Source organism: Myxococcales bacterium (assembly GCA_016706225.1).
Lineage (GTDB): Bacteria > Myxococcota_A > Polyangia > Polyangiales > Polyangiaceae > JADJKB01.
Window position 1 is genome coordinate 173,495 of the sequence record JADJKB010000024.1, and the last position, 23,988, is coordinate 197,482.

The following is a 23,988-nucleotide window of genomic DNA, read 5'->3' on the forward strand; positions in this document are numbered from 1 at the left end:
GAGTGCTCAAGGCGCGCTGAGTTGGCAGCTCAGGTCTTCTGCGTGCTCGGCGCCGAGAGCATAACCGCGGCGGTCCGCCCGGGGGGTGGCACCGAACCGAGCAACGACCACCGTCGCGAAGTCTCGGTCCGCGATGTTGATGGACGGCGCCGCCACGGCCAGAGTCTCTGCGCAGATCCGTGCCGAGTCGAAGCGTAGGACTCCGAGCGTGAGCTCGTTCTCTGCGGGCTCGAAGCCGGGCGCGTCGAGCTTCACCCAGGAGCGTGCGACTACGACCAGAGCGCGCGCACCCTTCGCGTCCGGTGCGCAGGGGGTCAAGGTGGACCATGCGCCCAGCGCTGCCGGATGTTTTCCAGGTGAGAGCAGCAGGGCTGGATCGTCAGCCGAGGGCGGCTCTGCAGACGGCATTCGCAGAACGGCGAGGCTGCCATCTTCCGCGACGGCAAGCGCGTCGCGGTTTGCGGGGCACGAGCGCCGAGTGGCGCGCGCGGGCAGATCGAACAGTGTGCGGGCCCCGGCAGCTGTGATCGAGACAACGCGGGCCGCGCAGCCATCGTCCTCCGCCAGCACGACCAGCTCGTCCTTGGCCCGGAGTAGCGCACTCTGCGGGGCGAAGCTTGCGTTCTCGCGGCCGAGCGACAGAACGCGGGCGGGTTGGCCCGCGCGAGCCCAGAGAATGACGCCGTTTGGCTGGGGGACCAGCAGGCCCGCTCCCGTCAGCGCCTTCTCCATCAGCACGGGAACGGATGCCCGAATCTCGGCGTTCACCTCCGGCGGACCTTCAGCCGTGAGCGCGGAGCGCGTCACGATGTCCTGCCATTTGAAGCGCGTCTCGGCGATCTTGGGGTCGTTGAGCAGGTCCACGAAACGAAGCACGCGGCCCTTTTGCAGGAGCGCCGCTAACTGTGCCGGTTCCCGGCTCTCGAGATCCCGCTCGAGCAGCGTGGCCCCGAGCAACAGTCCACCCTCCGCGGCTTCGAGCTCGAGGGGGGCCGCGAGGAGTGTGTCTTCACGGGCACTGACCTTGCGTGCGCCGAAGTCGAGTTCTTCGGTCGAAACACCGTCGGCGTTCAGCGCCCGCGTCACCCAGCGCGTGCGGGGTGGCGACGAGCGCTGACACGACAGGCGTGGTGTTTTCGCACGAGCCACGAGCGGTGGGTTCGGTGCGATGTCGAGCGCGGTGGGCGCGGGTGAGCTCGAGCGATACCCTAGGCGATACCAACCGGGGAGCTCACAGCCGACGCGCGAGCAGCGTGTCGGTCGTGCCGATTGCAGCTGTGACCCTGGGGGGCGGGACACCTCGACCCAGTGTTGCCCGAAATCGTTCGACTGCCACAATCGGCCCACCGTGTCCTGGCCGAGGGCGAGGGCGCCGGAGCTCGCCTTTGTGGTGAAAGCGTGTGGCGATTCATCGACTCTGCCGTCGGCGTGGACCACCAGGGAAGAATTGGTGGAGTAGCCGACGATCCGGCCATCCTCCCCGACGGCGAAGTCGTCCGACAGAAACTCTCCGCGTGTCGAAAAAAGAGCACTCTGACGCGACGCTTGGTCGAGCGCGAACGGCACGAACGTTCGCGAGGCTGCGTCGTACAGGCCCGCCTTCGCGCCGGCAACCACCCCGACGGCGCCGCCGTCCCGGATCGGGATCCAGCGTGAGACCACGGTCGGGGACGGCGCCACGCCTGCGTCCGGCGCAGCCCCCGCAAGCGGAGGTGCTTCACCCAGCTCGCGCCACGACTTGTCGCGTTGGCGCACACAAACGACGGGGCCGACGACCGGGCGCTCGGTGCAAGGACCGCCGAAAGCCAGGGTCCCGAGGCTTCCCGCGAAGAAGCTGCCGCGTGTGCCGAACGTCCGTTCCACCTTCGGAGTGGGGCTCTTCACCCCGGCGATCACGACCGCCGCGCCCTGGTTCGTGCGGCATAGAGCCAGGACGTCTTCTTCCACCGGCAAGAGGTCGCAGTCTCGGTTCGTTGCGAGCGCTGCCGGCGTCACACCCAGGATCGCGCCGCCGACCAGATCGATGCGGGCGAATGCGCCGGCAACTTCGACGACGGCGCTGTGCTCATCGACCGGTACGCCGCGCCGGATCGCACGTTCGAGCGGCAACTCGCGCACCGAGTTTGGCCAGCGCGGATCCTGCACCTTGTCGGGGCTGGCAGTCAGTGCGTCGGGCAGCGCGCGGTGTGCGGACAGCGCGCCATCGGCCTCGACTCTGAGCGCGGCGGAGTTTGCGAGCTTGAGCCAGAGCTCGGCCCCAGACTCGTGCAAGCTGACGACGGCGCGCGCCGTGCTGCTCATGTCACGCCAGGTCTTCTGACCTGCGCCGAGCGTGAGCACCAGATCGGGTTCGACCAGCATCACCGCGCGACCGTCGGCCGACGCGACCTCGTCGATCAATCCGGCGACCGGGAGCGCGATGCGTTTTTTTGCCGGCCACTCCAGGGCGAAACGCGCGCCGTCCGCCTGGTGAACGAGAGCGAAGCCCGCGCCGAACGAGATCCCATCGATGGCGACTTCGACCGCAGTGACGGGTTCGAGATCTGCCAGGAAGGAACGGGCGTGGTAGAGCGCCTTGGCGTTCCAGAACACGAAACCTCCGCCAAGACGACGTGGGATCCTCGCGCCGCCGGTGAGCGGGGGCATGGTGACCTGCTTCGCCGCGATGGCGCCATCGCTCACTCGCTGTCCCGAGAGGAGAACCCCCCCGTCGGGATCGTCGGGGGTCCCCTTCAGGTGCGTGCTGGGCCGTGCTGCAGGGATCCACTCCGGAACTGGCGCACGCGGTGGGGAAGTTTGCCCCAGTCCCGGCGGGAGCTTGGGTAACCCTCGGGGATCCGAGCGGTAAGAGTGGCAAGCGACCGCGAGGAGCAGAGCGACGGGGATCGGAGCCCAGGCACGCATGAGCCATCATACCGGGGTTCTGGCCCGACGCCCCGCGGGGTTGATCGGGTCTGGACAACCTCCGCCTATCGAGTAAACCCGTGGCATCGCCATGACGCAGAAGAGCCGCGCGCTCGTGCTGTCTTCGGTAGCTCTCCTGGCCTTGGCCTTCGGCTGCGAAGACAAACCAAAGGAAACCAAGTCCGCCGCGCCGGACGCCGGTGCGGGGCAGAACCCTGCGGTGGACCCCAACCTGGCCGAAGCCGTTGCGGCCGCGGGGTCGAAGGCGCCCCAAGCCGACGCATCGGCGGGGGATGGCCCGCCGCCGAACGGGATCTTCGAGCCAGGCAAGGCGGATCTACAGCAGAAGCTGGGTGACGCGCCGAAGGTTGCGCTGGGCGAAGCAGGCGCGGAGCCGCGTCAGGTGCTCGGCGGCAGCGTGACCCCGGGATGGAGACAGAGCGGAACGTTCGAGGTGACGTTGCGCTTGGGGCGTGCCCAGCTGCCGGGCCTGGCGATCTCACTCAACATCGAAGCTCAGAAGCCCAAAGCACCCGCGGCGGGTCTTGCGGCACCGGCGCCCGCCGCCGAACCGGCCGCAGTCGATGGCGCGCCGTTCAGCGCGAAGGTCTCGGACATCAAGCTGACCAGCGACGTCGGTCCCCAGGGCAAGGAGCTCTTGGTGCAGCTCTCGAAGATGAAGGGCAGCAGGATCGATTTCCGAGTGTTGAGTGTGGGGGTCGGGGTCGACTTCAAGACGGAGCTCGTCAAGGGCGCCCCGGCCGATCTCGAGATGGTGCTCCGCGCCGTGTCCGAAGCCCTCGAGTCGAGCGCCGTTGGTTTTCCGAAAGAGCCAGTCGGGGCGGGCGGATACTGGCTGGTCACCACGCGCGGCGCAGCAGGTGGAGCGGACGTCGTCTCGTATCAGCTGGTGAAGCTCGAGAAGGTGGACGGCGATCAACTGACGCTGAACGTCAGCACCAAACGCTACTCCGCTTCGACGAAGCTCCAGGTCGCGGGCCTGCCGCCGGGCGCGGAGCTCGACCAGTTTCAGTCGACGACCGAAGCCAAGCTCACGTTGGTCAAAGGTCAGCCGCTCGCAAACAGCGGGACCACCAAGCAGACTTTCGCCGCCGCGCTGATTCCTGCAGGCGGTGGCGATCAACGCCTCGCGGTTCAATCCGTCGCCGACGTGACGCTCACGCTCGGCAAACAGTGACGCCGCGGGCGCTCAGAAACCGAGTTGCTTCTTGCGGTCCTCGGCGCCGGCAAGCGCGTCGCCCTTCTCGTTCACCACCGGGAGACCCTTGGCGATGTCCGCGTTGATCTGCTGCCAGCCCTTCTGATCGTCGGGCAGCTGCGTCTCGTCGTAGATCGCCTCGACCGGGCACTCGGGCACACAGGCGCCGCAGTCGATGCACTCGTCCGGGTCGATGTAGAGCATCTCGTCGTCTCCGTGGAAGCAGTCCACCGGACAGACCGCAACGCAGTCCGTGAAACGACACCCTTTGCAGTTATCGGTGACGACGAACGTCATGAATCGTGTGCTCCTGGCTTATGCGCGACCGCTTCTACGCCCGCGACGAATTCGGGCCGAATTTAAGCCACGAACCGCCGGAAGAGGCCAGTTTTTCTTGGGCACCACCGCAGAATCCGCGCCCCAGCCGCGGTGCCGGCCAGCGCTCGCCAAAGCCGGGCGTCCGCCGCAACGCGCTAGCAGTCGACTTGGGCAGTCTTGCGATGATCAGATCGCGATCGTCATGGGCGGTGAAAACCCACTTGAACTACCGGCGAGGCCGGCGGATGCCTCCTCGTGCATGGGACGAGTCGCGAATTTCTGGCCGGTTGCGCTTCGCGGTTGACCCCGAAGAAGCCCCTTCGCCCCGGTTATTTCGCGGTGCGAAAGGCCGCAAGTCGAGGTTGGTGATCAGTCACGGAACGCGGACACGTCGCCGGCGCCCTCGCGGACGACCACCGGCGTGGGGCCCGTGAGATCGATGACACTCGTCGGTTGGAGTCCGCCCGGGCCAGCGTCCAAGACGAGGGCCAGGCCTGGGAACTCGTCGTCGATCTCGTGAGGATCCGGGCTGCCCTCGGCGCCGTGTCGCGCGGCGGTGCTCGAGATGATGGGCCGCCCGAGCTCTCGCACGATCGCCAACGGAACCGCGTGATTCGGGATGCGCACACCTACGGTCTTGCGCGGCAAATGCACGATCTTGGGGACTTCACGCGTGGCTTCGAGAATGAACACGTAGGGCCCGGGCAAATGCCGCTTGATGGCGCGAAACACCTCATCGTGAAGCACTGCATACTTCGCGGCGTCGCTGATGTCCGAGCACACGAAGGCGAGCTTCTGATCGCGAGCGAGCCCTTTGAGTTGATACAACTTCTCGACGGCCTTCTTGTTGAAGAGATCGCAGCCGAGTCCGTAGACCGTGTCGGTCGGATACGCGATGATCTCACCGGCCTCGAGCGCATCGACCGCGCGGCGGATCTTTCGCGGTTCGGGGTGCTCGGCGTTGATCTCGACGATCATGGGCGCGGGCTCTTACACGCGTTGCCCGACAGAACCAAGTCCCGGACACGGAATCGCTCAATCGCTGTGAGAAAGCTCCAGCATGCGCACCGAGCGCCCGCTCACCGTCAGCGCAAATTCACCGCCACTTTCATTGAAGCGCTCCCCATCGAGGGCATCGGCCGCGATTTTTGCGCCGCATGCGCCGAGCTTGGCTTCGACCGCCCACTCCGTTGGGTTGATCACGAACAGCACTCGCGCCACGCCCTGTCGATCGACATGAACCGTGGTCAAGAGCTCGGCCGGGGATGCGGTGAGCGCGGGGAGCTCGAGCTTTGTCTTGGCATCGGCGACGGTCTCCGCCAGGGCCTCGGCGCCGAGCCCGAGCAGCGACGGAACACGGGTCACGCCAGCGGGCAACCCGACGGGGGTCCGTAGCATTTGAAAGCTGGCGTCGCGGGTAGGGAGGTAGGGCCCGAGCGAGAGCGGTGCGCCCCGCTGCCACGCCTGCTCGATGGCCTGGCAGAGATCCACGTCGAGGGCGCCCGTCGAGACAACGACGCTCCAACGCGCGTGGGTTAGCGCGTGCTCGAGCAGGTCACCGCCCACGATGGCGTACGGAATGCGCGCGAGCTCGAGCGTGTGTTCGAGCTGGCGCGCGAAGCGCTCGGTGTCGATCACGACTGGCGAACCGAGCCCGAGCTCGTCCTCGAAGCAGGCCTCCTGTGTGCCTCCGCCGAGCACCTGGAACAGCGCGGCGCTGAGCGGACCGAACGCGTGGCACACTCGAGACAGACGGCGGAAACTTCGCGGTACGACGATGTGCACCGCCGCGTGACGGGACAGCTCGAAGAAGCGCGTGCGGTCGAGCGCCGCGAGCAACTTCCGCCACAGCTCCGCCGATGGCCGGAGCTTGCCCCGGCTATCGATGGGCGCACCGACCCAGCGGTCGCGGTCCACGACCATGTAGGCGTTGAAGCCGCGCAGGCCGTAGGCCAGGGCGGTCAGCACTGAGAAGGCATTGTCGCGCTCGGTCAGCGGCGGGAAGAATGGCGGGAAGCCCGCGCCCAGCTCACAGGCAAAGGCTGAGTGTCCGCGGGCGCGGCAGCGCTCGGCGAGATCAGTGGTGCGCCGCGCAATCTCGCTGCGCTGGGGCGCGGAAGCCGCGTGGTAGTAGTCGAGCCCCAGCAGGTCGACGACCTTGCCAATGCGCTCGGGGTCCAGGGGCGTGGCACCCTCGCTGAGCGGAAGGTTGTGTGAGGTGGGCACCCCACCGAGCCCCGCCGCCAGCAGATGGTCCTTCATGAGCGCAAACGAGTCGGCCAGCATTTGCTCCTGCCACTCGGCCCAGTCGAGGTGCGGGGCGAGCTCGTCCGCGTGTTTTGCATCGAAGCGCTTCGGCGGCTCGATGCGGGTGAAGGTCGCGTGTTCGTCCCGATGAGCCTGGCGCAGGGCAGCGACCTTCTCGTAGCGAGCTTGCAAGAATCGCCGATACTTGCGCAGAGAGTCCGGGTGCCAGTCCTGATCGTAGACGCCGTCGCGAAAGTAGAGCGCACCTTCGTTATCGACCTGCGTGAGCACGATGGATCCGTGCGGGTAGACGAACCGCGCGAGCTCTTCCCCGACGGCATGAAACCAGCGCGCCACTTCCGAGTGAAAGGTCTCACTCGCGTAGCTCGGGACCGGAAACGCCAGCGGCGGTACCGGTAGCACGACGGGGTTGCCGTGGGGTGAGCGCGCCTGGCACTCCGCGTCCCAGATCACGCGCTCCGGAAGTCCAAACCCCGTCAGCTCGGCGTTGATGTGCGGGCCGGGGCGCAAGATGCAGTAGAGCTCGAGCTCGCCGATCAGCTCGACGAACGCGGCGACGTCGCGCTCGTCCGCCAGCCTGCCGAAGTCGAAGGTGCCCGGTCCGATCTCGTGCACGCCCCACGGCACGTACACATCGATCAGCCGGAAGCCGAGGCTCTTGGTGGCTTCCAGAGCGGCGCGCCAGTCTCGGGGATCGAGGCGCCAGTAGTGAACAGCCGCCGCGTGGAGTGGGACGACCTCACCCCCGATGCGCAGGCCTTCAGGCGCCAGCTCCACACGACCTTCGGCGCGCGGGCGCGATCGCGGGCGTGGGCTCTGCATGGCGGAAGAGAACGGTAGTGGAATCCTCCTGGGCTTGCCACGAAAGCCTGCGGCCCGCCCTGTTCAGGGGACCCGGGCCGAGCGCCCCGCGTCAGTTGATCCAGAACAGGTAGCGCAGCTTTCGCTCCAGCGACTCCTCGCCGCGGTCCACCTCTCCCTTCATGCGGCCGAGCCGGCGGAGCAGCGGGGACGGTCTCATCCGTTTCACGTAGCTGGGCCCGAGCAAATTCGACAGCTGCGTCTCGGCGGAGCGCTTCGCCTCCATTCTTTCCAGGCCATCGAGGTCGATGAGTAGGTCGCGCGGCTCGGACAGGAGACGGCCGACATCGATGTAGCCGCTGGGCGGTGCCTTCCAGCGGTGGTCACCGAGCTGGGCGAGCTCGGCGACGCTGAGCCCCTCCTCACCGCGCACCAGCCTCTCCAGATCGCTCACCACCTCCGCCCAGGTGTCGTACAGGTCGTTGTCGACCGGCAGCGGGAGCGCGTGGCTCTTCTGCCGGGGATTCGGCAACCATTCGCGCTCGTCGTCGGTCTCCTTCAGGTAGGCCCTGCGGCTGGTGTCGGAGTGGTGGAGCCCGTCGAGGATCAGAGAGCGCGCGAGTTTGACGCGCTCCGGATGGGAAAGGCGCAGGCGTAGTAGCTCGGGTCGGCGGTCTCGCTCGTCGAGCAGCCGGTTGACGTCGCTGAAATCGTAGGCGCGCACGAGGTTGATGGCGGCGCGCTGGAAAGCCACGAATGCGCGGGCCCAGGACACGTCGCCAACGTCGAACCGGAAGGTCGGCTTCCGCCGAGGATCGCCCTCGGGAATTGGGTGACCTTCCGCATCCTGCTCGATCTGGAACAGCAACCGATCTCGCGCGTCGACGCGCCCGTTGCCGTTCCAGTCCTTTTCCCAGCACGCCACACACAAATCGAGTGAGATGTTCGGGTCGCGGCTCGCAACATCGAGGTCGTGGTCGACCTGAGTCAGTGCGCGGTCTGCGTGAGCGAGGGCGCTGTCGAGATACCGCTGATTCAAGCCACCGGCCATGGCCCCGCCGATGGCCGCGGTGCGCAGGTCCAGGTTGAGCTGCTTCATCGCGCGTTCGTAGCGAGTGATGGCGCGCACGAGCGCTGCTCGCGAGTTTGTTGTTTCGGTACCGAGCGTGCGCTCTCCGTCGGCGGATGCCGCGTCGAGATCGGCTCGAGTCAGCGCTGCGGTCGCAGCTGTCGAAGCTCCGGGACGCTCAGCGGCAGTCGAGGCGCACCCACCGGTGACACAAACGGCCGTGAAGCAGGAGAGCACGAGAGATATGAATGACGCGGGCCGATGCGGGTGCATGGCCTCCGCTCAAGCAAACCAAGGACCACGCGTGAACGCGCGGAATTTCTGCTACAGGCCGCGTGCCTGGCCGCGAAAACGTGCGCGCGGTTACACGCTCCCGCGAACGCCTCCCGCCGAGCGCGTGTGATTGAGTTGCGAGCATCGCAGCTGGGCTGGATGGACGCGCGGGACCCCACAGAAAGCGATGGACCCCCGGTGCGCCCATTTTTTCCGTTGACCAGCGGGGTGGGGATAGGTAGTTAGGGGTGCGTCAGGCAACCACAGTTGCCTACATCACCGTTTCCGGAGGTCCCATGAAAGCTCGCGTCATTTCCCTCGGGTTTGCAGCGCTGATCTCGCTCCCTTTCCTGGGCTGTTCCAGCGCCGACAGCGGTGACCCTTCGCCGACCGGAGGTGAGGGCAGCGACATCGCCGACCTCGACGGCAAAGCCGACGGCGTCTCGAAACCGGTGGGCACCTACCAGCTCTCGAAGCCCTCCACGATGGGCTCGAAGGATCTGACGCTGCTCGTGCTCACGACCGACAAACTCTTTCACAGCGAGCAGCAGGTCATGTGTGTGACCTACCCCTGTGACCCGATCGGCACGGACGGCACGTTCAAGTTCACCAAGTCGACCACGTCCAGCAAGCGCTACATCAAGCTCGACGACGGAGCGACCACGGTTCGCTACGAGTACAAGCTGACCTCGAGCGGGAAGCTCAGCCTGCGGGTCGCGGGCACCTCGCCGTGGTTCGAGATGGTCAAAGCCCAAACAGCGTGGTGTGGCGAGCCGGCGGACTGCGGCGCGCAGAACCTGCCCCAGCCGAAGTGCCCCGGTCACTGGCAGTGTGAGAGCAACAGCTGTTCGTACTCCGAGTGCAGCGTTCCGAAGAATGCCTGCGAGGCGGCCGGCGGCTCGTGTGTCGGGCTCTATCCGGGGAACTGTGCAGACGGGGAGATTGGGTCGGCCACCGAGTACTCGTGCGGCGGACCGGTCGGTGTCATGTGCTGCCTGCCCAAGGCTCCCGCACCCGAGTGTCAGACGGACGCCGACTGCCGACTCGAGGCCGACTACTGCCACGGTTGTGACTGCCGTGCGCTCTCGGAAAACGAGTCCGTCCCGGCCTGCGACGGCCCCGGCGTGAAGTGCTTTGCCGATCCGTGCGGCTTCAAGACAGCCGCTTGTGTCAGCGGGCAGTGCGTCGCCAAGTGAAGCGCGAGCCCTGGACGCTGGACACACGCTCGCCCGCTCGATAGCGTGTCTCAGCGTGTGGAGCTGGCTTGCAATTCCGGTCGTGCTTGGGTCGGTGTCTTGGACCCAGCACTCGATGATCCACACCACCGTGCACGGCCACGAGTTCGACAAGGTGTCGCTCGAGAGCTCGGAGTGTTCCGTCACCGCAAAGTTGTGGTTCACGGCGCCGGAGTCTGGGTACAGAGACCGCTCTGCGAACCGGAACAGCTACCTATTTCGCGCGCGCGTCGTGCTCGACGACGGACGCCAGATCACCAGCCAGAACTTTCGCACCTCGAAACCGGGCAACAAGTTGCAGACCTGGGTGTTCGACACCAGCGCCGAGGGTTGCTGGGCGAAGGAAAAGCCGGCGCTCCGCTCCGTCGTGGTGAACGGTTGTCGCGGCCGGCGCTGTCCCGTGCCGGAGTTCGAGGGCGTGCGGACTTCGTTTAAGTGCGGGCTTCCAGGGCGCGTCGGCACACGGCCGGTGATTGACCTGCGGCGCCCTCGGGGGCGGCGCCCCCCCGCCCGGGGGGGGGCCGGGGGCGTTTGCGGCACCGGCGGGGAAGAGGAGAAGGGCGCCCGAAGAAGCGACCCCCAGGGGGGGGCTTTGGCAGGACGCACCACCGCAGACCTGGAGGGAGGGCACTACCTACCCCCGCAGCAAAACCCCCGACCCCGGGGGGTGGCGGGCCAGGCGGGGCCCCCCCCCCCCGGGAAAAAACCCCGTGCCATCGGCCTGGCCGGACCCCTGGAAGAGCTGGAACGATCGCTTCGTGGAAATGAAACAAACACTGGTCAAACAACATGGCCCTCCGACCGTCGAAAAACAGACCGTGAGCGCCGAATGTCAGAGCGAACGCTTCGTTCAGTGCATGGACGACGGTTCGGCCAGCGTGGAGGCCACCTGGCAATGGAACGAAGGTCACCGCGTTTCGTTGACGATGAGCCGGAAGAAGAGTGGGGACGGCCCTTCGGCGATCCGCTACACTTCGGTAGTCAACGCTGGCCCATGATGAGCAAACGCTCGACCCCGATCATGCTCCGCTCGCTTGGCTCGTTCTTCTGACTTTCTAGCCGGTGGCGGGGCCGCCTCGCGTGCGTCGCGCGCGCCCCCGTTCAGAGCTTCTCGACCGTGTTCGAGCCCGCCGCCGTCTTGAAACGCGTGCGGGTCACCGTGCCGTCGAAGGTCTTCGTCTTGACGTCGGCGACGCGCAGGAACGTGACTTGAATGTCCTTGTCCGTCGCGACGTCCACGATCGCGATGCCGTGCGCGAAACTATCGGCGTGTTTGTAGTGGGGGCTCGTGCTCTGGAGCAGGCTGTTGAACTTCGACACGTCGGTGGCCAGGGGTTTCAACCCGAAGTTTCCATCCGGGTCCAACGAGAGCACCTGATTGGCAACGATCTCCTGGAACGGCGACGAGCTGATCCCGGCGCACACGTACTCGACCCCAATCGGCTTGGCAGCGGGGGCATCGAAGTCGACGTGCAGCTCGCCCGCATAGAAAGCGTGGATGTCGCCGGTGATCACCACGAGGTTTTCGACACCGGATAGAGCTTGCAGCACCTCGGCGCGCTCGGTCCGAAAACCGTCCCACTGATCGACGGTCAGGTACCAAACCCCCTGGAACAAGATCGGCACGCCGGGCAGCGTCAGGTCGACCGCCATCTGCAAGAGCTGAGTCTCGTTGCCCCAGATCTTCCAGGTTGCGTTCGAGCCCTTCATGCCGTCGATCAGCCACTGCTTCTGCTTCGCGCCGAGCATGGTGGGTTTCACGAAGGCTTCGATGGCATCGAAGCCTGACTTCTTGCAGAAGTTGCGCGAGCCGAGGGCGGCGTTCTTGTCGAGCTTTCCCGCCTCGGAATAGGTCGGCACACCGGCGGGAGCTCCTGCCGGTTTGTCGGTGGTGCCGGCGCCCTCCGGAATGCAGTGGTCGTCGCGGTAGCTGCGCTGGTCGGTCAAGAACAGCTCGACGTGCTTGCCGTAGCGGAGCGTGCGGTAAATCACGAGGTCGTCGGGGAAGGCCTTGTTCGCATCGAAGGTCACGTCGGCGGGCTGATATTCGAACCAGGCTTGGTTGGAGTTTTCGCGCCGTTCCGTGCTCTTCTCCTCGCCCTTCTTCTCGTTGAAGTCCGTCGCGTGGTCTTGCCAGGCGTCGTTGGCGAACTCGTGATCGTCCCAGATGGTGATGAACGGGAACGCAGCGTGGGCCCGCTGCAGGTTGGCGTCGCTGCGGTACTGTTTGTAGAGCGCGCGGTAGTCTGCGAGGGTCGTGGCGGCCTTCACCCCGGTCACGATCTCGAGCCCATCCGGGATCTCGACCTGACGGTCCGGTGTGCTGGTCTGAAAATCCGGATCGCCATTGGTCTCGTAGATGTAGTCGCCGAGCCAGACGATGAAATCGACGGGGTCCTCCTGGTCCAGAAACGCCGTCCACGAGTGGTAGTAGCGGCCGACGAAGTCCTGGCACGAGGCAAAGGCAAAGCGCACCGGGACGTCCGCGTCCGCTGCCGGCGCCGTCTTGGTGCGGCCGGTGATCGAGATCACCTTCTCGGCCTTGAAGCGGTAGTAGTAGCTGGTGAACGCGGAGAGCCCCGTGGGTTTGATGCGCACCGTCCAGTCCATGGCTTCGTCCGCGCTGACGCTGCCCTTGGCGATGATGTCGGTGAACGCCTCGTCGCTGGCGATCTCGTAGATGACCTGCACACTGCCGGCGCCGGACTTGGGGAGCGCACGCGTCCAGAGAATGACACTGTCGGGTTTGGGATCGCCGGACGCGATCCCTTGCGGATACACCGCAGCCTGATCGGCGGGATCGGAGCTGTACTTGACGGGATCGGCGCCGCCGCCGTCGTCCGACGAGCAGCCGAGCGGTGTGACGGCAACCGTGACGACGAGCCCAGTGAGGAAATCCCGGCGTGCGATGCGTGAAGCCATGGCGCGGAAGCTAGCTCCTCGCCCCGACGCTCGCAACGGTGGTTAGGAAGTCAGTTGTGGGCGCGCTCGATCGTGCTCTCCAGCTCGGTGTGGCGGGAGAGGAACAGCGTCCAGGCCAGCGCGTTGGCGGCGGTGCCTCGGAACCGGATCGCCTTGATGTCCTTGGCCTCGAACGTCATCACACTCGCCCCGTCCAGGTGGGGAAAGTAGGCGTTGAGATCGTTCCAGATCCCGACAAAGAGCTTGGGCCGTTTCACGTTGCTGGTGAGATCGACGTGCGAGCATCACAAAGGATTCAGCGGGATATCGCGGGCGCCATTGGAGTGCTGCCGGCCGGGCGCGGTGCGTGAATTGGCTGCCGTTCGTGCTAAGCTTACCAGTCGTGTTGCGCTTTTCGATCCTGCTCGGTTTCGTCACCGTCGCGGTGGCGTGCGGGGTAGAGGAATCCGGCGAAGGGACGGCGTCTGGAGGCGCGGGCGGCGTCGGTGGTGACGCCGCGAGCGGGGGCATCGTGTCGTCGGGTGGGTTTCCAACCTCCGGTGGGGGGAGTGCGGGAGCTCCGGATGCGAGCACGGATGGCGCGTCTGGTGGTGCCGCGGGCGCCGCTGCGACCGGCGGCACGGCGAGTGGTGGCGCTCCGAGCGGCGGCGCATCCGGGACCGGAGGCGGCGGGGTTGGGGGTCAACCGACGGGAGGCACGACCGGCAGCGGCGGCGCGACTGGCACCGGTGGCGCGACTGGCGGAGCGACCGGCACCGGCGGCGCGACCTGCGCACCAACGCCGATCCCGACAGCGTGCGGACCCGGTGCGACGGCATCGTGTGGCCCAAACTGCGGCAGTAGCTCGGGGTGCAGCGTGAAATGCACCGGCACGGAGTGCATCACGACCTGCAACAAGCCGGACGCCTGCAAGGGCATGAAGGACATCAAGTGCTCGCCAGGGCAGGCCTGCAAGGTCGAGTGCATAGGGAACGGCGCCTGTGATGGCGCCATCATCGACTGCGGTGACGCCACTTCGTGCAGCATTCAGTGCAAAGGCGACCACGCGTGCAAGAACGCTACGATCAAGTGTGGGAAGGCGCCCTGCTCGCTGAGTTGTGAGGACCACGACCACGCGTGCGGAGAGAACACGAAGCTCTTCTGCGGAGCTCAGGCCTGCTCCGTTGCGTGTAACAACTTCAATGGCCCGGTTCTGGACTGCGCCGTCAAACCCTGCAACGGCTGCCCGTCCGCGTGTCCTTGAGCCGGCAATCGAGCTAGACTCGGACCCATGCGCGCCTCGCTTCTGAGCTCGGGTTTTGTCGCGGCTCTGCTCTGTCTGTCCGCGACCGCGCGGGCCGCCGACACCGTCGTCGACCTCTCCGGGACCGTTCCTGACGACAGCCTGCGGCACTTCTTCCTCGACTTCGACGTGCCAGCGGGCACCAAGGAGCTCGAAGTCGAGCACGACGATCTGTCCGCGGAGAACATCCTGGACTGGGGGCTGGTCGACGAGACCGGCGCGTTTCGCGGTTGGGGAGGCGGCAACGAAGAGAACGCCGTGGTCGGAGAGCTCGCGGCTTCGCGCTCGTACGTGCCCGGCGCGATCAAACCCGGCAAATGGCGGGTGGTGGTCGGCAAGGCGAAGATCAAAGTCACGCCGGCGACCTTCAGCGTGAAGGTCACGCTGCGTGACGTCCCGACGCTCGCCGCGCAGACCGCGCGCGCTCCTTACGCGGCGCCAGCCCCCCTCGTCACCGACACCCGCTGGTACGCCGGCGATTTCCACGTGCACTCCATCGAGAGTGGCGATGCTCAGCCGCCCCTGGACGTCATTGCGACCTTCGCCAAGAGTCGTGGGCTCGACTTCGTTTTGGTGAGCGACCACAACACCAACTCACAGCTCGACTTCTACGCGGAGGCTCAGAAGAAACATTCGGACTTCTTGTTCATGCCCGGCGTCGAGTTCACGACCTACTGGGGGCACGCCAACGCCATCGGGTCGACCAGCGTCGTCGACGACAAGACGGAGCTCCCTGGCAATTCCATCGGGGCTGCCGCCAAGGCCTTCCGCGATCAAGGCGCGCTATTTTCCATCAATCACCCGACCCTCGATCTGGGCGAGGCGTGCATCGGCTGTGCTTGGACCCACGACCTGCCGGTCGAGGCCATCGACGCAGTCGAGATCGGCACCGGGAAATTTGGGCTGCTGACCGGGACCGCGGTTGGATTTTGGGATGCGCTATGTGCCAAGGGGCGTCACTTGGCGCCGATCGGTGGCAGCGACGATCACAAGGCCGGTGTGGCGGAGTCGCCGACCCAGAGCCCCATCGGGAGCCCGACGACGATGGTCTACGCGAAGGCCCTCAGCGTTCAGGCGATCATCGATGCCATCAAGAATGGCCGGACCGTGGTCAAGCTCAAGGGACCGGACGATCCAATGGTCGAGCTGGTGTCGAGCGCTGCACCCACCGGGGACACTGTGTCTGCCGACAAGGCCGAGCTGTCAGCCACGATCACAGGAGGCGTGGGGTACACCGTCCGCTTCGTGAAGAACGGAGCGGCGGAGCCGGAGGTGGACGTGGACTCGGATCCGTTCGTGATGAAGTTGCCCGTGGTGGCGCCGGTGACGGGGCAAGACCGCTACCGGGTGGAGGTGCTGCAGGGCAGTGAACGCCGTACCGTGACGAGTCACCTCTGGCTGGAGACCGCAGCGGCTGGCGATGCGGGCTTGGGCGGCGCTGGCGGAACGGCAGGCGGCGGTGGCAGTGCGGCGGACGGCTCCGACGACGGAGGGTGTGGGTGCGGTGTCGCGCGCGGTCCGCTGTTCGGTTGGCTCGGCTTGTTTGCGTTGGGCTTCGGAACGCTCGCGTCGAGGCGTCGCAGGCGATAGGCTGCGCTTCCGCGTCGGACACAGTCGGGCGCGCCGTATGGGTCAGGTAGCCCAAGACAACACCCGATCGGCGCCGCGCGTGCACGGCCTGCGAACCCGCCGATTGCTCGCCGCGTTCGTGCTGCTGCTCCCGGGACTCTGCGCGACGGCTGCCGATTGGTTTCGCCGCGGACGACTTCTGAGCTCGTTCGCAGGCGGCGAGAGGTTTGCGTACCTCGCCACGGTCCTGGGTTCGTTCGCCCTTTGGGCGCTCCTGCTCTACGTGGCGGCGGGCAGGCGCGGGCCGATGCGTCACGCCGGCGCGGTGGTGTTCGTGGTGCTGTTCGCCTTCTCGTTCGCAGTCCAGCAGGCGTTCTTCGGTTTGTACTCCGTGTACATCAACATCGACCCGCTGGTCTTCGGTGACGACTTCCCGAGGGCGATCTTGGGGGTGCTCCCTGTCGATCTCGTCTTGCCGCGGCTCGCCTTCGGCATCGGGCTCGCGCTTGCGCTCGTGTGGGCTGCGCGCAGAACGCTCCGCCCGCGCCGGCGCCTGAGGCAGCTTGCTCCGCTGCTTGCCGCCGCCGCGGTGGTAGCGGCGTTCGCCGCGCCGGTCAGCCCACCGGTCCCACGCCAGGCTGCCGCGCCCGAGGTCATGTACTTTCACGCGCTCGCCGTGCTCGGCAACGACCGCTTGATCCGGCTCAGACCCGGGGTTCGCCCCCAGATCGTCCGATTGCAGCGGCGCCGGCCCGAGCCGGTTCCAGCCTTCGAAGCGCGGCCGCCGAGCAAACGCAACGTCCTCCTGCTGCTGCAAGAGGCACAGCGAGCAGACGTGACCTGTATCGGCTACGAGTCGGATTGTCGGCTGGCGACTCGCGCCACGAATCGGCTCACCCCCACGCGCCTACCGTTCTTCCAGGTCCGCGCGGCCACCTCGTCGACGGCGGTGGCAGTGGCTGTGCTTTGGTCGGGCATCGATCCCACCGAGACCTACGAGCGCATGTATTCGGCTCCGCTGATCTGGGAGTACGCCCGGGCGGCGGGTTACGACACCGCCTACTGGACCAGCCAGAATCTGATGTTCGGCAACGCCCGGCTGATGGTGCAAGACGTGCCGCTGACAGCACGGGCCGTCGGGACGAACATCGATCCGCAGGCCGACATCTTGACCGGCGCCGACGACGACAAACTCGTCGAGCGTGCGCTCGCCGATTTGCCCAAGCTCGCGGAGCCGTTCTTCGCGGTCGTGCACTTTTCGAACATCCACCGACCGCGGGTGGTCGACCAAGCCCGCGCGCCGTTTCAGCCCACCAATCTCTCCGACACGGGTCCGGGTGGCATACACCGCCGCAACCACTACAAGAACTCGGTCTACCTGTCGGATCTCGCGGCCGCGCACTTCATCGAGCAACTGCGTGCGACCGACGTCGGCAAGCGCACCGTGCTCTTTTACACCTCGGATCACGGCGAGGCGTACGGCGAGCACAAGAACGAGAACGACCATTCATCGACGGTGTATGAGGAAGAGATCCGCATCCCGCAGTGGATCGATGCACCCGATGGCGTGCTCTCCGCTGACGAGATCGCTGGCTACCAGCGCAACGGAGACGCCCTGATCTCGCAGTACGATCAAGCGGCAACCCTGCTGGATCTGCTGGGGATCTGGGACGCCCCGGGCTTTGCTGAATTTCGCCCGCGAATGCTGGGAACGCCGGCGGCACGGCCCATCAAGTGGCGCCCACTGCCGCTCACCAACGTGAGTTGGGTCTGGGAATACCACCGACCCAATTGGGGAATGATGTACGGACCGGTGAAGCTGGTCGCGCAGCTCGAGGACCCCGCCTACAAGTGTTTCAACGTGCTGATGGACCCGGGCGAGAAGGTGGACCTGGGAGCGGACAAGTGCGTGGATCTCGTCGCGGACGCCGATCGCACCTTCGGCATGCTCCCGAAGGACATGCGCCGCTTGCGCGATCGACCGGACTGGGGGCGCGCCGGCGGGCGAGCGCCCCCAACGCCCTGAGCCGCTCAAGCCGCCGAGTTGAACGACGCGGGGAGGATCAGCGGCAGGCCGGCGAGGGCACAGTCGGCCACGAGCACACCCAGGTGGTCGGTGCGATCCATGCCCGTGCGCTCCGCCACTTCATCGGCCGAGCTGCGGAGCTCGGCGAGTGTCGGCACGTGCGCGCTCATGGGGCGTACTCGACAACGTGCGCGAGCCAGTCGGTAGGCGGCGACCGCGAGGCACTCGCTATCATCCAGCAGCGAGCGATACGCGGAAGCGTCCTCGGCGAAGTGGCGTAGCCACTCGCTGGGGCGTTCCGTTTCGTCACTCTGGCGGATCATGGGGCGTCTCCGGTTTCAGTAACGGCCTCATCGAGGACCGCTTACACGAGCAGTCAGATGCAACGGCCGGGCCCATCCTTGGGACTGGGGGGTCCCCGTACGTTTGCCGTGCATTCGCCGAACGGAGCGCAGGTCGCCGTTTATTCCCGAGCCGCAATCGGGTTTTGGGTCGGATCCGAAAGTCAGGGGTAAATGAGCTGAAAGGGCCCACATGCGGCCACGACTCAGCGCGTGGTCAGAGGAGCTACAGGAAGGCGGAAGGGGGGAGAACATTGGAATTTTCTGCCCGTCGGCCTGCCAGTGAACTCTCTCGCTCTGTTCCTCCGCTCTTCACGCGGCGTCGGTGTGAAGATGGTCGACGCGCCGAATGATCGTGGCGAGCCGTTCTTCGTAACGACTCCCGGAGGCTTCGGTGTGCTCGCCTGGTTGGACCACCGCTCGTACTCCGTGAGCCTGCAGACCGGGAAGATCGAGCTCTACGTGGCGCCGGTCAACTACGACCTCACGACGGCTGCTCCGACAGTGATCAAACACGCACGGTTCATCGCCGGCACCAGTGAGCTGAACGGGGTCGAGGTGGGGTCCAACGTGATCCTCGGTTGGCTCGACGAGCGAAACGGCAAGGGCATCCTGGATCCTCGGGCCGAGGTCTGGCTCGACACCGCCTGGTATTGAGGCTCCACACCCGGTCTTCTGAGCTATGCTCGGCCCCCGGCATGAGCTTCATCAACGCAACCCTCGCGGAAGCAGCGAGTGCGGGAACACTCTGGCTGTTCGTGTTGGTGGTCGCTGGGGCGATGCTCGGCAAGAAAGCGCAACAGGATGGCGCACGCCCGCGTCTGGCGCCGGTGATCCTGTTTGCACTGCATCTGCTGCTCCTGCCGGTGGCTGGGTTCTTTCGTGGCCGTGGCATCGGCTCCCCCGGCTACGTCGAGAGCCGGCTGCCGCTGCTCATCTTCGGCACGCTGGCCGGTGTGACCTCCGCGGGTGTGGTTCTGTTCGGCACCGTTCTGCCGCGGGTCAAGCTGGTCGTCCCGCGCATTTTGCAAGACATCCTGGTCGGCGCCGCGGCCATCGTCGGCGTCTTCACGGTCGCGTCTCGCTCGGGGATCAACCTTTCGGGTCTGATCGCGACCAGCGCCGTCCTGACCGCGGTCATCGGTCTGTCGCTCCAAGACACGCTGGGCAACATCTTGAGCGGTTTGGCACTGCAGACGGACGACAGCGTTCACCTCGGTGACTGGGTCAAGGTCGGCGACGTCGTGGGCCGGGTGGTGGAAATCCGCTGGCGCTACACCGCCATCGAGACGCGCAACTGGGAGACCGTCATTTTCCCCAATTCGCAGCTCGTCAAAGGTCAGGTGATCGTGCTCGGACGCCGGACGGCGCAGCCGGTCCAGTGGCGGCGCTGGATCTGGTTCAACGTCGATTTCCGGTTTCCACCCTCGGACGTGATCTCGACCGTGACCGACGCACTGCGGTCGACTCAGATCGACAACGTTGCCAGAGAGCCGGCGCCCAACTGCGTCTTGATGGACTTCCACGAGAGTTATGGGCGTTACGCGGTCCGGTACTGGCTGACGGATCTGGCGGCGGACGACCCGACCGACAGCGCAGTACGAGTACGCTTGTACTTCGCGCTCAAGCGCGCGGATTTGCCGCTCTCGATCCCCGCCCACGCCATCTTCCTCACGGAGGAGACCTCCGAGCGGCGTGAGGAAAAATCGCTGGCCGAGCAAGAGCGTCGCGTGGCCATGCTGGGGCAGATCGCCATGTTCTCCCCGCTCTCGGCCGAGGAGCGGAAGGCCATCGCTGGTGCGCTGCGCTACGCCCCTTTTGCTGCTGGTGAAACCATGACCCGTCAGGGTGCGGAGGCCCACTGGCTCTACATCATCGCCAGCGGCAACTGCAGCGTACGAGTGCGCATCGAGGGCGAGGGCGAGAAAGAGGTCGCACGCCTGGCGACTGGCGACTTCTTCGGCGAGCGCTCACTGCTCACCGGTGAACCGCGATCGGCGACCGTTCTCGCCACTAGCCCCGTCCAGTGTTGGCGGCTGGACAAGGGTGCGTTCCAGGAGCTCTTGAATCGCCGGCCAGAGATCGCCGACGAGGTCGCGGGGGTGCTGGCTGATCGACAGACCGAGCTGGTTCGTGTGCGCGAGAACCTGAGCGCCGACGCAGCCGCCCGCCGCGCGGCCGCCGAAAAGACCGCCCTGGTCGACAAGATCCGGCGCTTCTTCCGCATCGACGCCGAGTCGTCACCGCCGCCTCCGAACAAAGCGTGAGCTCCGGGCGCGGTGGCGCTGCTCTACCCCCGCCACGACTGCTGGTGTATGAGCGGCGTCGCGATGAGCGATGCTCTGATCGAGTGTGTTCCCAACTTCAGTGAGGGCCGGGACCCGGCGGTGATAGAGCAGATCACCCGCGAGATCGCCGGGGTCGAGGGCGTGCTCTTGCTCGACGTCGACCCAGGCAAGGCCACCAACCGCACGGTCGTGACGTTCGTGGGCGCGCCCGAACCCGTGCTCGAGGCGGCGGTACGCGCCGTGAAGAAGGCCGCAGAGCTCATCGACATGAGCCAGCACCAGGGGGAACACCCGCGCTTTGGCGCGACGGACGTCTGCCCGCTGGTGCCAGTTGCCAACATCAGCATGCAAGAGACGGTCGAGCTCGCCCGCCGGCTCGCACGGCGCATCGGCGACGAGCTGGGCATCTCGGTCTTCTGTTACGAACACGCGGCGCTGCGGCCAGAGCGGAAGAACCTGGCCAGTGTGCGCGAGGGTGAGTACGAGGGCCTCAAAGATCGGTTGAAACAACCCGAGGGGAAGCCCGACTTCGGTCCCGCGACCTTCAACCCCAAGAGCGGCGCAACGGCGGTTGGCGCGCGGGAGTTCTTGATCGCCTACAACGTGAACCTGAACACGACCTCGACTCGTCGAGCCAACGCAATTGCCTTCGACGTTCGGGAGAAGGGGCGACAGAAGCTCGATGCGAACTCCGAGGTGGTGAAAGACGCCGAGGGCAACGCGGTCTGGGTGCCAGGCAGCCTGAAGTGTGTGAAGGGCATCGGCTGGTACATCGCGGAGTACGGAATCGCACAGGTCTCGGTGAACCTGACGGACATCAGCGTCACACCAGTGCACGTGGCGTTCGACGAGTGCTCTCGCGCGGCGCAGGACCGCGGCGTGCGGGTCACCGGCTCGGAGCTGGTGGGGTTGATCCCGCTCGGCGCGATGCTGGACGCTGGGCGCTACTTTCTGGAAAAACAACAGCGCTCGACCGGTGTCGCGGACAGCGAGCTGATCAAGATCGCGGTGAAGTCCCTGGGGCTGAATGATCTCTACCCGTTCAAACCCGAAGAGAAGATCGTCGAGTATGCCATCCGGGCGAAGTCGGCGAAGGCGGAGAAGAAGCTGGTGGACCTCACGCTCACGGGGTTCGTCGAGGAGACCGCATCCGAGTCCGCCGCTCCCGGCGGTGGCTCGGTGGCCGCGGCCCTGGGTGCGCTCGGCGCTGCGCTGGCGACGATGGTGGCCAATCTCTCGTCCCACAAGCGCGGCTGGGACGCTCGCTGGAAGGAGTTCTCCGACTGGGCGGAGCAAGGCAAGGCGCACCACGTCGAACTCCTACGTCTGGTCGACGAAGACACACGCTCGTTCAACCTGGTGATGGCGGCCTTTGGTCTGCCGAAGGGCACCGACGCCGAGAAGGCGGAGCGCACGCAGGCGATTCAGGCCGCCACGCGTTACGCGGCGGAGGTCCCGCTCGAGGTGATGAAGCGTGCGCTCGCGTCGATGGACGTGATTTTTGCCATGGCCGAGCAAGGGAATCCGAGCTCGGTGTCGGACGCCGGTGTGGGAGCGCTGTGCGCCCGCTCGGCGGTGCTCGGCGCGCACCTCAACGTGCGCATCAACTGCGCCGCGCTGAAGGACAAAGCGTTCGTGCAGCGGCTCCAGGCAACGGCCGCCGAGCTGGAGCGCCAGGCCATCGCCAAAGAGCAAGAGATCTTGGCGGTCGTGAGCTCGAAGATCTGAGCAGCGTCGGCTGCGCGCCAGCGGGGCAGGGCGCTCACTTGACCTCGAGCAGCTCGATCTCGAAAATCAGCGTTGCGCCGGGCGGGATCTTTGCGCCGACTCCGCGCTCTCCGTAGCCGAGCTCGGGCGGAATCTTGAGGCGTCGCACGCCGCCGACGCGCATGCCGGGCACCCCCTCTTCGAAGCCACGGATCATGTAGCCTCTGCCGAGCTCGACCTCGAAGGGGGTGCCTCGTGCGCGGCTCGAGTCGAAGACGGAACCATCCTCGAGTGTGCCCACGTAGTGCAGGCTCACCCGTGAGGGCGTCGTTGCTTCGGCGCCGTCGCCGACTCGCAGGTCCTCGATGCGCAGCCCAGAGCGCGTCGTCCCCGGCGACGGTCCGCGAGCTGGGGCGGTGGCCTCGGCGGTTTGTGCCTCGGGTTCGGGCGAGGGTACGGCGATCACCGTCGAAGGGGTTGCGCCGGAGGTGGGCGGCTGTGCCTCGGCCTCTCGCTTCGGGCCACAACCGAAGAGGGTCGCAAACAGCGCCATGCAAACCGCAGCTTTGTGCATACGCAGGAGCTCCTTACGTCCGTAACAAGGTGGCCGAGTCAGTCGCGGTACGCACCGCCGGGCGAGCTCCAAGATCCGGCCCACTCCGTCTCCGTCAGCTCCATGGCGCACGCGAAGCGTAGCACGGCACGCCCGCATTCAGCGCCCACGCCAGCGCCGCACGGTCCCTGCGAGCTCGCTCGTGCAGCCGCGAACCGGCCGGTGATCTAGCCGCGCGCTATGCTGGTGCGGCGTGCCCGGCTCTCACCGCTTCCGATCCCCGCTGCCGGTGGACCTCGACCTGACGTTCGGCGCGTTCGTGCGCAGTCGGAAGGACCCTTGCACGCAGCGCGAGGCCCGGAACGTCTGGTGGCGGACACTGCGCACCGCCGAGGGGCCGGCGACTCTGCGCCTGTCGCTCGATGGCAACGCCGTCTTGGCCGAGGCTTGGGGCCCCGGCGCGGACGTCGCGCTCGAGGGCGCTCCTGATTTGGTCGGCGCGCGCGACACGCTGGAGGGGTTTGCTCCGAGCGGAGTCGTGCGGGAGCTATCTCGACGCCTGCCGGGTTTGCGCATCCCGCGAGCGCGCCACGTGTTTCAGTGTCTCGTGTTGCCGGTGCTCGAGCAGAAGGTCGCGGGACGCGAGGCATGGTTGGGATACGCCGCATTGCTCTCGTTGCTCGCTGAGCCGGCGCCCGGTCCGCGCCCGCTGGCGTTGCCTCCGGATCCAGCCGTTGTTGCCCGCTTGCCGTCGTTTCAGTTCCGCAGCATCGGCATCGAAGGCAAGCGCGCCGACACACTCGTGAACGCAGCCAAACGGCAGCGCCGCCTGGCCGAGCTACCGGACATGCCCCTCGCGCTCGCACACCAACGCCTGCAGGCCATTCGTGGGATCGGCGCATGGACCAGCGCAGAAGTCGCGCGGGTCGCCCTCGGCGACGCCGATGCCGTCTCGGTTGGCGACTACAACTTGCCGCGCCTGGTCGCCTACAACTTGCTGGGCGAAACGCAGGCGGACGACGCACGCATGCTCGAGCTGTTGGCGCCGTTTGCGGGTCACCGCGGGCGCGTCTGCTTGCTCTTCATGCTGGGCGGGGCGAGTGTGCCGCGGCGCGGACCGCGCATGGCACTTCGCCCTTTTTCATCACGGGCAAAAACGCGGGGGATGATTTGAGTATTTCCTCGGGGCCCGGGGGAGTTTCGGCGCTATGCT

The 23,988-nt window shown here is 66.5% G+C and carries 19 protein-coding genes; 10 read left to right on the forward strand and 9 right to left on the reverse strand.

Translation table 11 applies throughout. From position 1 onward, the window contains the following. Positions 1-6: 6 nt before the first annotated feature. Positions 7-2,904 carry a hypothetical protein gene (locus IPI67_36625; GenBank protein ID MBK7585700.1) on the reverse strand — a complete coding sequence of 966 codons (2,898 nt, stop codon included), beginning with the start codon at positions 2,902-2,904 and terminating at the stop codon, positions 7-9. Positions 2,905-2,995: 91 nt separating this feature from the next. On the opposite strand from IPI67_36625, the gene IPI67_36630 reads away from it, so the two are divergent. Next, positions 2,996-4,102: a hypothetical protein gene (locus tag IPI67_36630; GenBank protein MBK7585701.1), complete on the forward strand. Its 1,107-nt coding sequence runs from the start codon at positions 2,996-2,998 to the stop codon at positions 4,100-4,102. Between the two features lie 12 nt (positions 4,103-4,114). Here IPI67_36630 and IPI67_36635 read toward each other — a convergent pair whose 3' ends face one another. The 4 genes from IPI67_36635 to IPI67_36650 all read right to left on the reverse strand — a co-directional run bounded on the left by IPI67_36635 (position 4,115) and on the right by IPI67_36650 (position 8,609). Then, a complete protein-coding gene (locus IPI67_36635) occupies positions 4,115-4,420 on the reverse strand; it encodes a ferredoxin family protein (protein MBK7585702.1) in 306 nt (101 codons plus the stop codon). Positions 4,421-4,810: 390 nt separating this feature from the next. Next, complete coding sequence (locus IPI67_36640) at positions 4,811-5,419, reverse strand: threonylcarbamoyl-AMP synthase (GenBank protein MBK7585703.1); 609 nt, start codon at positions 5,417-5,419, stop codon at positions 4,811-4,813. A 57-nt stretch (positions 5,420-5,476) separates the two neighbouring features. Next, a complete protein-coding gene (locus tag IPI67_36645; protein ID MBK7585704.1) occupies positions 5,477-7,531 on the reverse strand; it encodes a beta-galactosidase in 2,055 nt (684 codons plus the stop codon). Between the two features lie 91 nt (positions 7,532-7,622). Beyond that, a complete protein-coding gene (locus IPI67_36650; protein ID MBK7585705.1) occupies positions 7,623-8,609 on the reverse strand; it encodes a hypothetical protein in 987 nt (328 codons plus the stop codon). A 539-nt stretch (positions 8,610-9,148) separates the two neighbouring features. On the opposite strand from IPI67_36650, the gene IPI67_36655 reads away from it, so the two are divergent. After that, positions 9,149-10,048 (forward strand): hypothetical protein, encoded by a 900-nt coding sequence (locus tag IPI67_36655; GenBank protein MBK7585706.1) that lies wholly within the window; start codon positions 9,149-9,151, stop codon positions 10,046-10,048. 749 nt (positions 10,049-10,797) lie between these two features. Further along, entirely contained in the window at positions 10,798-11,085 is a 288-nt protein-coding gene (locus IPI67_36660; protein MBK7585707.1) for a hypothetical protein, read from the forward strand. A gap of 103 nt (positions 11,086-11,188) precedes the next feature. Here IPI67_36660 and IPI67_36665 read toward each other — a convergent pair whose 3' ends face one another. Continuing rightward, positions 11,189-13,009, reverse strand: a complete 1,821-nt coding sequence (locus IPI67_36665) for an alkaline phosphatase D family protein (GenBank protein MBK7585708.1) — start codon at positions 13,007-13,009, stop codon at positions 11,189-11,191. 50 nt (positions 13,010-13,059) lie between these two features. After that, positions 13,060-13,266, reverse strand: a complete 207-nt coding sequence (locus IPI67_36670) for a hypothetical protein (protein MBK7585709.1) — start codon at positions 13,264-13,266, stop codon at positions 13,060-13,062. A gap of 125 nt (positions 13,267-13,391) precedes the next feature. Here IPI67_36670 and IPI67_36675 point away from each other — a divergent pair, with 125 nt between their 5' ends. The 3 genes from IPI67_36675 to IPI67_36685 all read left to right on the forward strand — a co-directional run bounded on the left by IPI67_36675 (position 13,392) and on the right by IPI67_36685 (position 17,886). Next, positions 13,392-14,252 (forward strand): hypothetical protein, encoded by an 861-nt coding sequence (locus IPI67_36675; protein MBK7585710.1) that lies wholly within the window; start codon positions 13,392-13,394, stop codon positions 14,250-14,252. 27 nt (positions 14,253-14,279) lie between these two features. Further along, complete coding sequence (locus tag IPI67_36680) at positions 14,280-15,881, forward strand: CehA/McbA family metallohydrolase (protein MBK7585711.1); 1,602 nt, start codon at positions 14,280-14,282, stop codon at positions 15,879-15,881. A 79-nt stretch (positions 15,882-15,960) separates the two neighbouring features. Then, the gene (locus tag IPI67_36685) at positions 15,961-17,886 is read left to right on the forward strand and encodes a sulfatase-like hydrolase/transferase (GenBank protein ID MBK7585712.1); all 1,926 of its coding nucleotides are present in this window, start codon (positions 15,961-15,963) and stop codon (positions 17,884-17,886) included. Between the two features lie 5 nt (positions 17,887-17,891). On the opposite strand, the gene IPI67_36690 is transcribed toward IPI67_36685, so the two are convergent. Next, positions 17,892-18,209, reverse strand: coding sequence for a hypothetical protein (locus IPI67_36690; GenBank protein MBK7585713.1), 318 nt, complete (start codon positions 18,207-18,209; stop codon positions 17,892-17,894). A 300-nt stretch (positions 18,210-18,509) separates the two neighbouring features. Here IPI67_36690 and IPI67_36695 point away from each other — a divergent pair, with 300 nt between their 5' ends. The 3 genes from IPI67_36695 (at position 18,510) to ftcD (ending at position 22,243) form a co-directional block, all read left to right on the forward strand. Further along, positions 18,510-18,884 (forward strand): hypothetical protein, encoded by a 375-nt coding sequence (locus IPI67_36695; protein MBK7585714.1) that lies wholly within the window; start codon positions 18,510-18,512, stop codon positions 18,882-18,884. Between the two features lie 41 nt (positions 18,885-18,925). After that, positions 18,926-20,494 carry a mechanosensitive ion channel gene (locus IPI67_36700; protein MBK7585715.1) on the forward strand — a complete coding sequence of 523 codons (1,569 nt, stop codon included), beginning with the start codon at positions 18,926-18,928 and terminating at the stop codon, positions 20,492-20,494. A 63-nt stretch (positions 20,495-20,557) separates the two neighbouring features. Continuing rightward, a complete protein-coding gene (ftcD, locus tag IPI67_36705) occupies positions 20,558-22,243 on the forward strand; it encodes a glutamate formimidoyltransferase (GenBank protein MBK7585716.1) in 1,686 nt (561 codons plus the stop codon). Between the two features lie 34 nt (positions 22,244-22,277). On the opposite strand, the gene IPI67_36710 is transcribed toward ftcD, so the two are convergent. Continuing rightward, the gene (locus IPI67_36710; GenBank protein ID MBK7585717.1) at positions 22,278-22,796 is read right to left on the reverse strand and encodes an FKBP-type peptidyl-prolyl cis-trans isomerase; all 519 of its coding nucleotides are present in this window, start codon (positions 22,794-22,796) and stop codon (positions 22,278-22,280) included. 232 nt (positions 22,797-23,028) lie between these two features. Here IPI67_36710 and IPI67_36715 point away from each other — a divergent pair, with 232 nt between their 5' ends. Next, positions 23,029-23,949, forward strand: a complete 921-nt coding sequence (locus IPI67_36715; GenBank protein ID MBK7585718.1) for a DNA-3-methyladenine glycosylase 2 family protein — start codon at positions 23,029-23,031, stop codon at positions 23,947-23,949. The last annotated feature ends 39 nt before the right edge of the window (positions 23,950-23,988 follow it).

Coding starts and splice junctions, on each gene's coding strand:
- IPI67_36665 (MBK7585708.1), bottom strand. CDS start 13,009: ATGGCTTCACGCATCGCACGCCGGGATTTCCTCACTGGGCTCGTCGTC.
- IPI67_36630 (MBK7585701.1), top strand. CDS start 2,996: ATGACGCAGAAGAGCCGCGCGCTCGTGCTGTCTTCGGTAGCTCTCCTG.
- IPI67_36625 (MBK7585700.1), bottom strand. CDS start 2,904: ATGCGTGCCTGGGCTCCGATCCCCGTCGCTCTGCTCCTCGCGGTCGCT.
- IPI67_36690 (MBK7585713.1), bottom strand. CDS start 18,209: ATGATCCGCCAGAGTGACGAAACGGAACGCCCCAGCGAGTGGCTACGC.
- ftcD (MBK7585716.1), top strand. CDS start 20,558: ATGAGCGATGCTCTGATCGAGTGTGTTCCCAACTTCAGTGAGGGCCGG.
- IPI67_36655 (MBK7585706.1), top strand. CDS start 9,149: ATGAAAGCTCGCGTCATTTCCCTCGGGTTTGCAGCGCTGATCTCGCTC.
- IPI67_36640 (MBK7585703.1), bottom strand. CDS start 5,419: ATGATCGTCGAGATCAACGCCGAGCACCCCGAACCGCGAAAGATCCGC.
- IPI67_36680 (MBK7585711.1), top strand. CDS start 14,280: ATGCGCGCCTCGCTTCTGAGCTCGGGTTTTGTCGCGGCTCTGCTCTGT.
- IPI67_36635 (MBK7585702.1), bottom strand. CDS start 4,420: ATGACGTTCGTCGTCACCGATAACTGCAAAGGGTGTCGTTTCACGGAC.
- IPI67_36645 (MBK7585704.1), bottom strand. CDS start 7,531: ATGCAGAGCCCACGCCCGCGATCGCGCCCGCGCGCCGAAGGTCGTGTG.
- IPI67_36650 (MBK7585705.1), bottom strand. CDS start 8,609: ATGAAGCAGCTCAACCTGGACCTGCGCACCGCGGCCATCGGCGGGGCC.
- IPI67_36710 (MBK7585717.1), bottom strand. CDS start 22,796: ATGCACAAAGCTGCGGTTTGCATGGCGCTGTTTGCGACCCTCTTCGGT.
- IPI67_36700 (MBK7585715.1), top strand. CDS start 18,926: ATGAGCTTCATCAACGCAACCCTCGCGGAAGCAGCGAGTGCGGGAACA.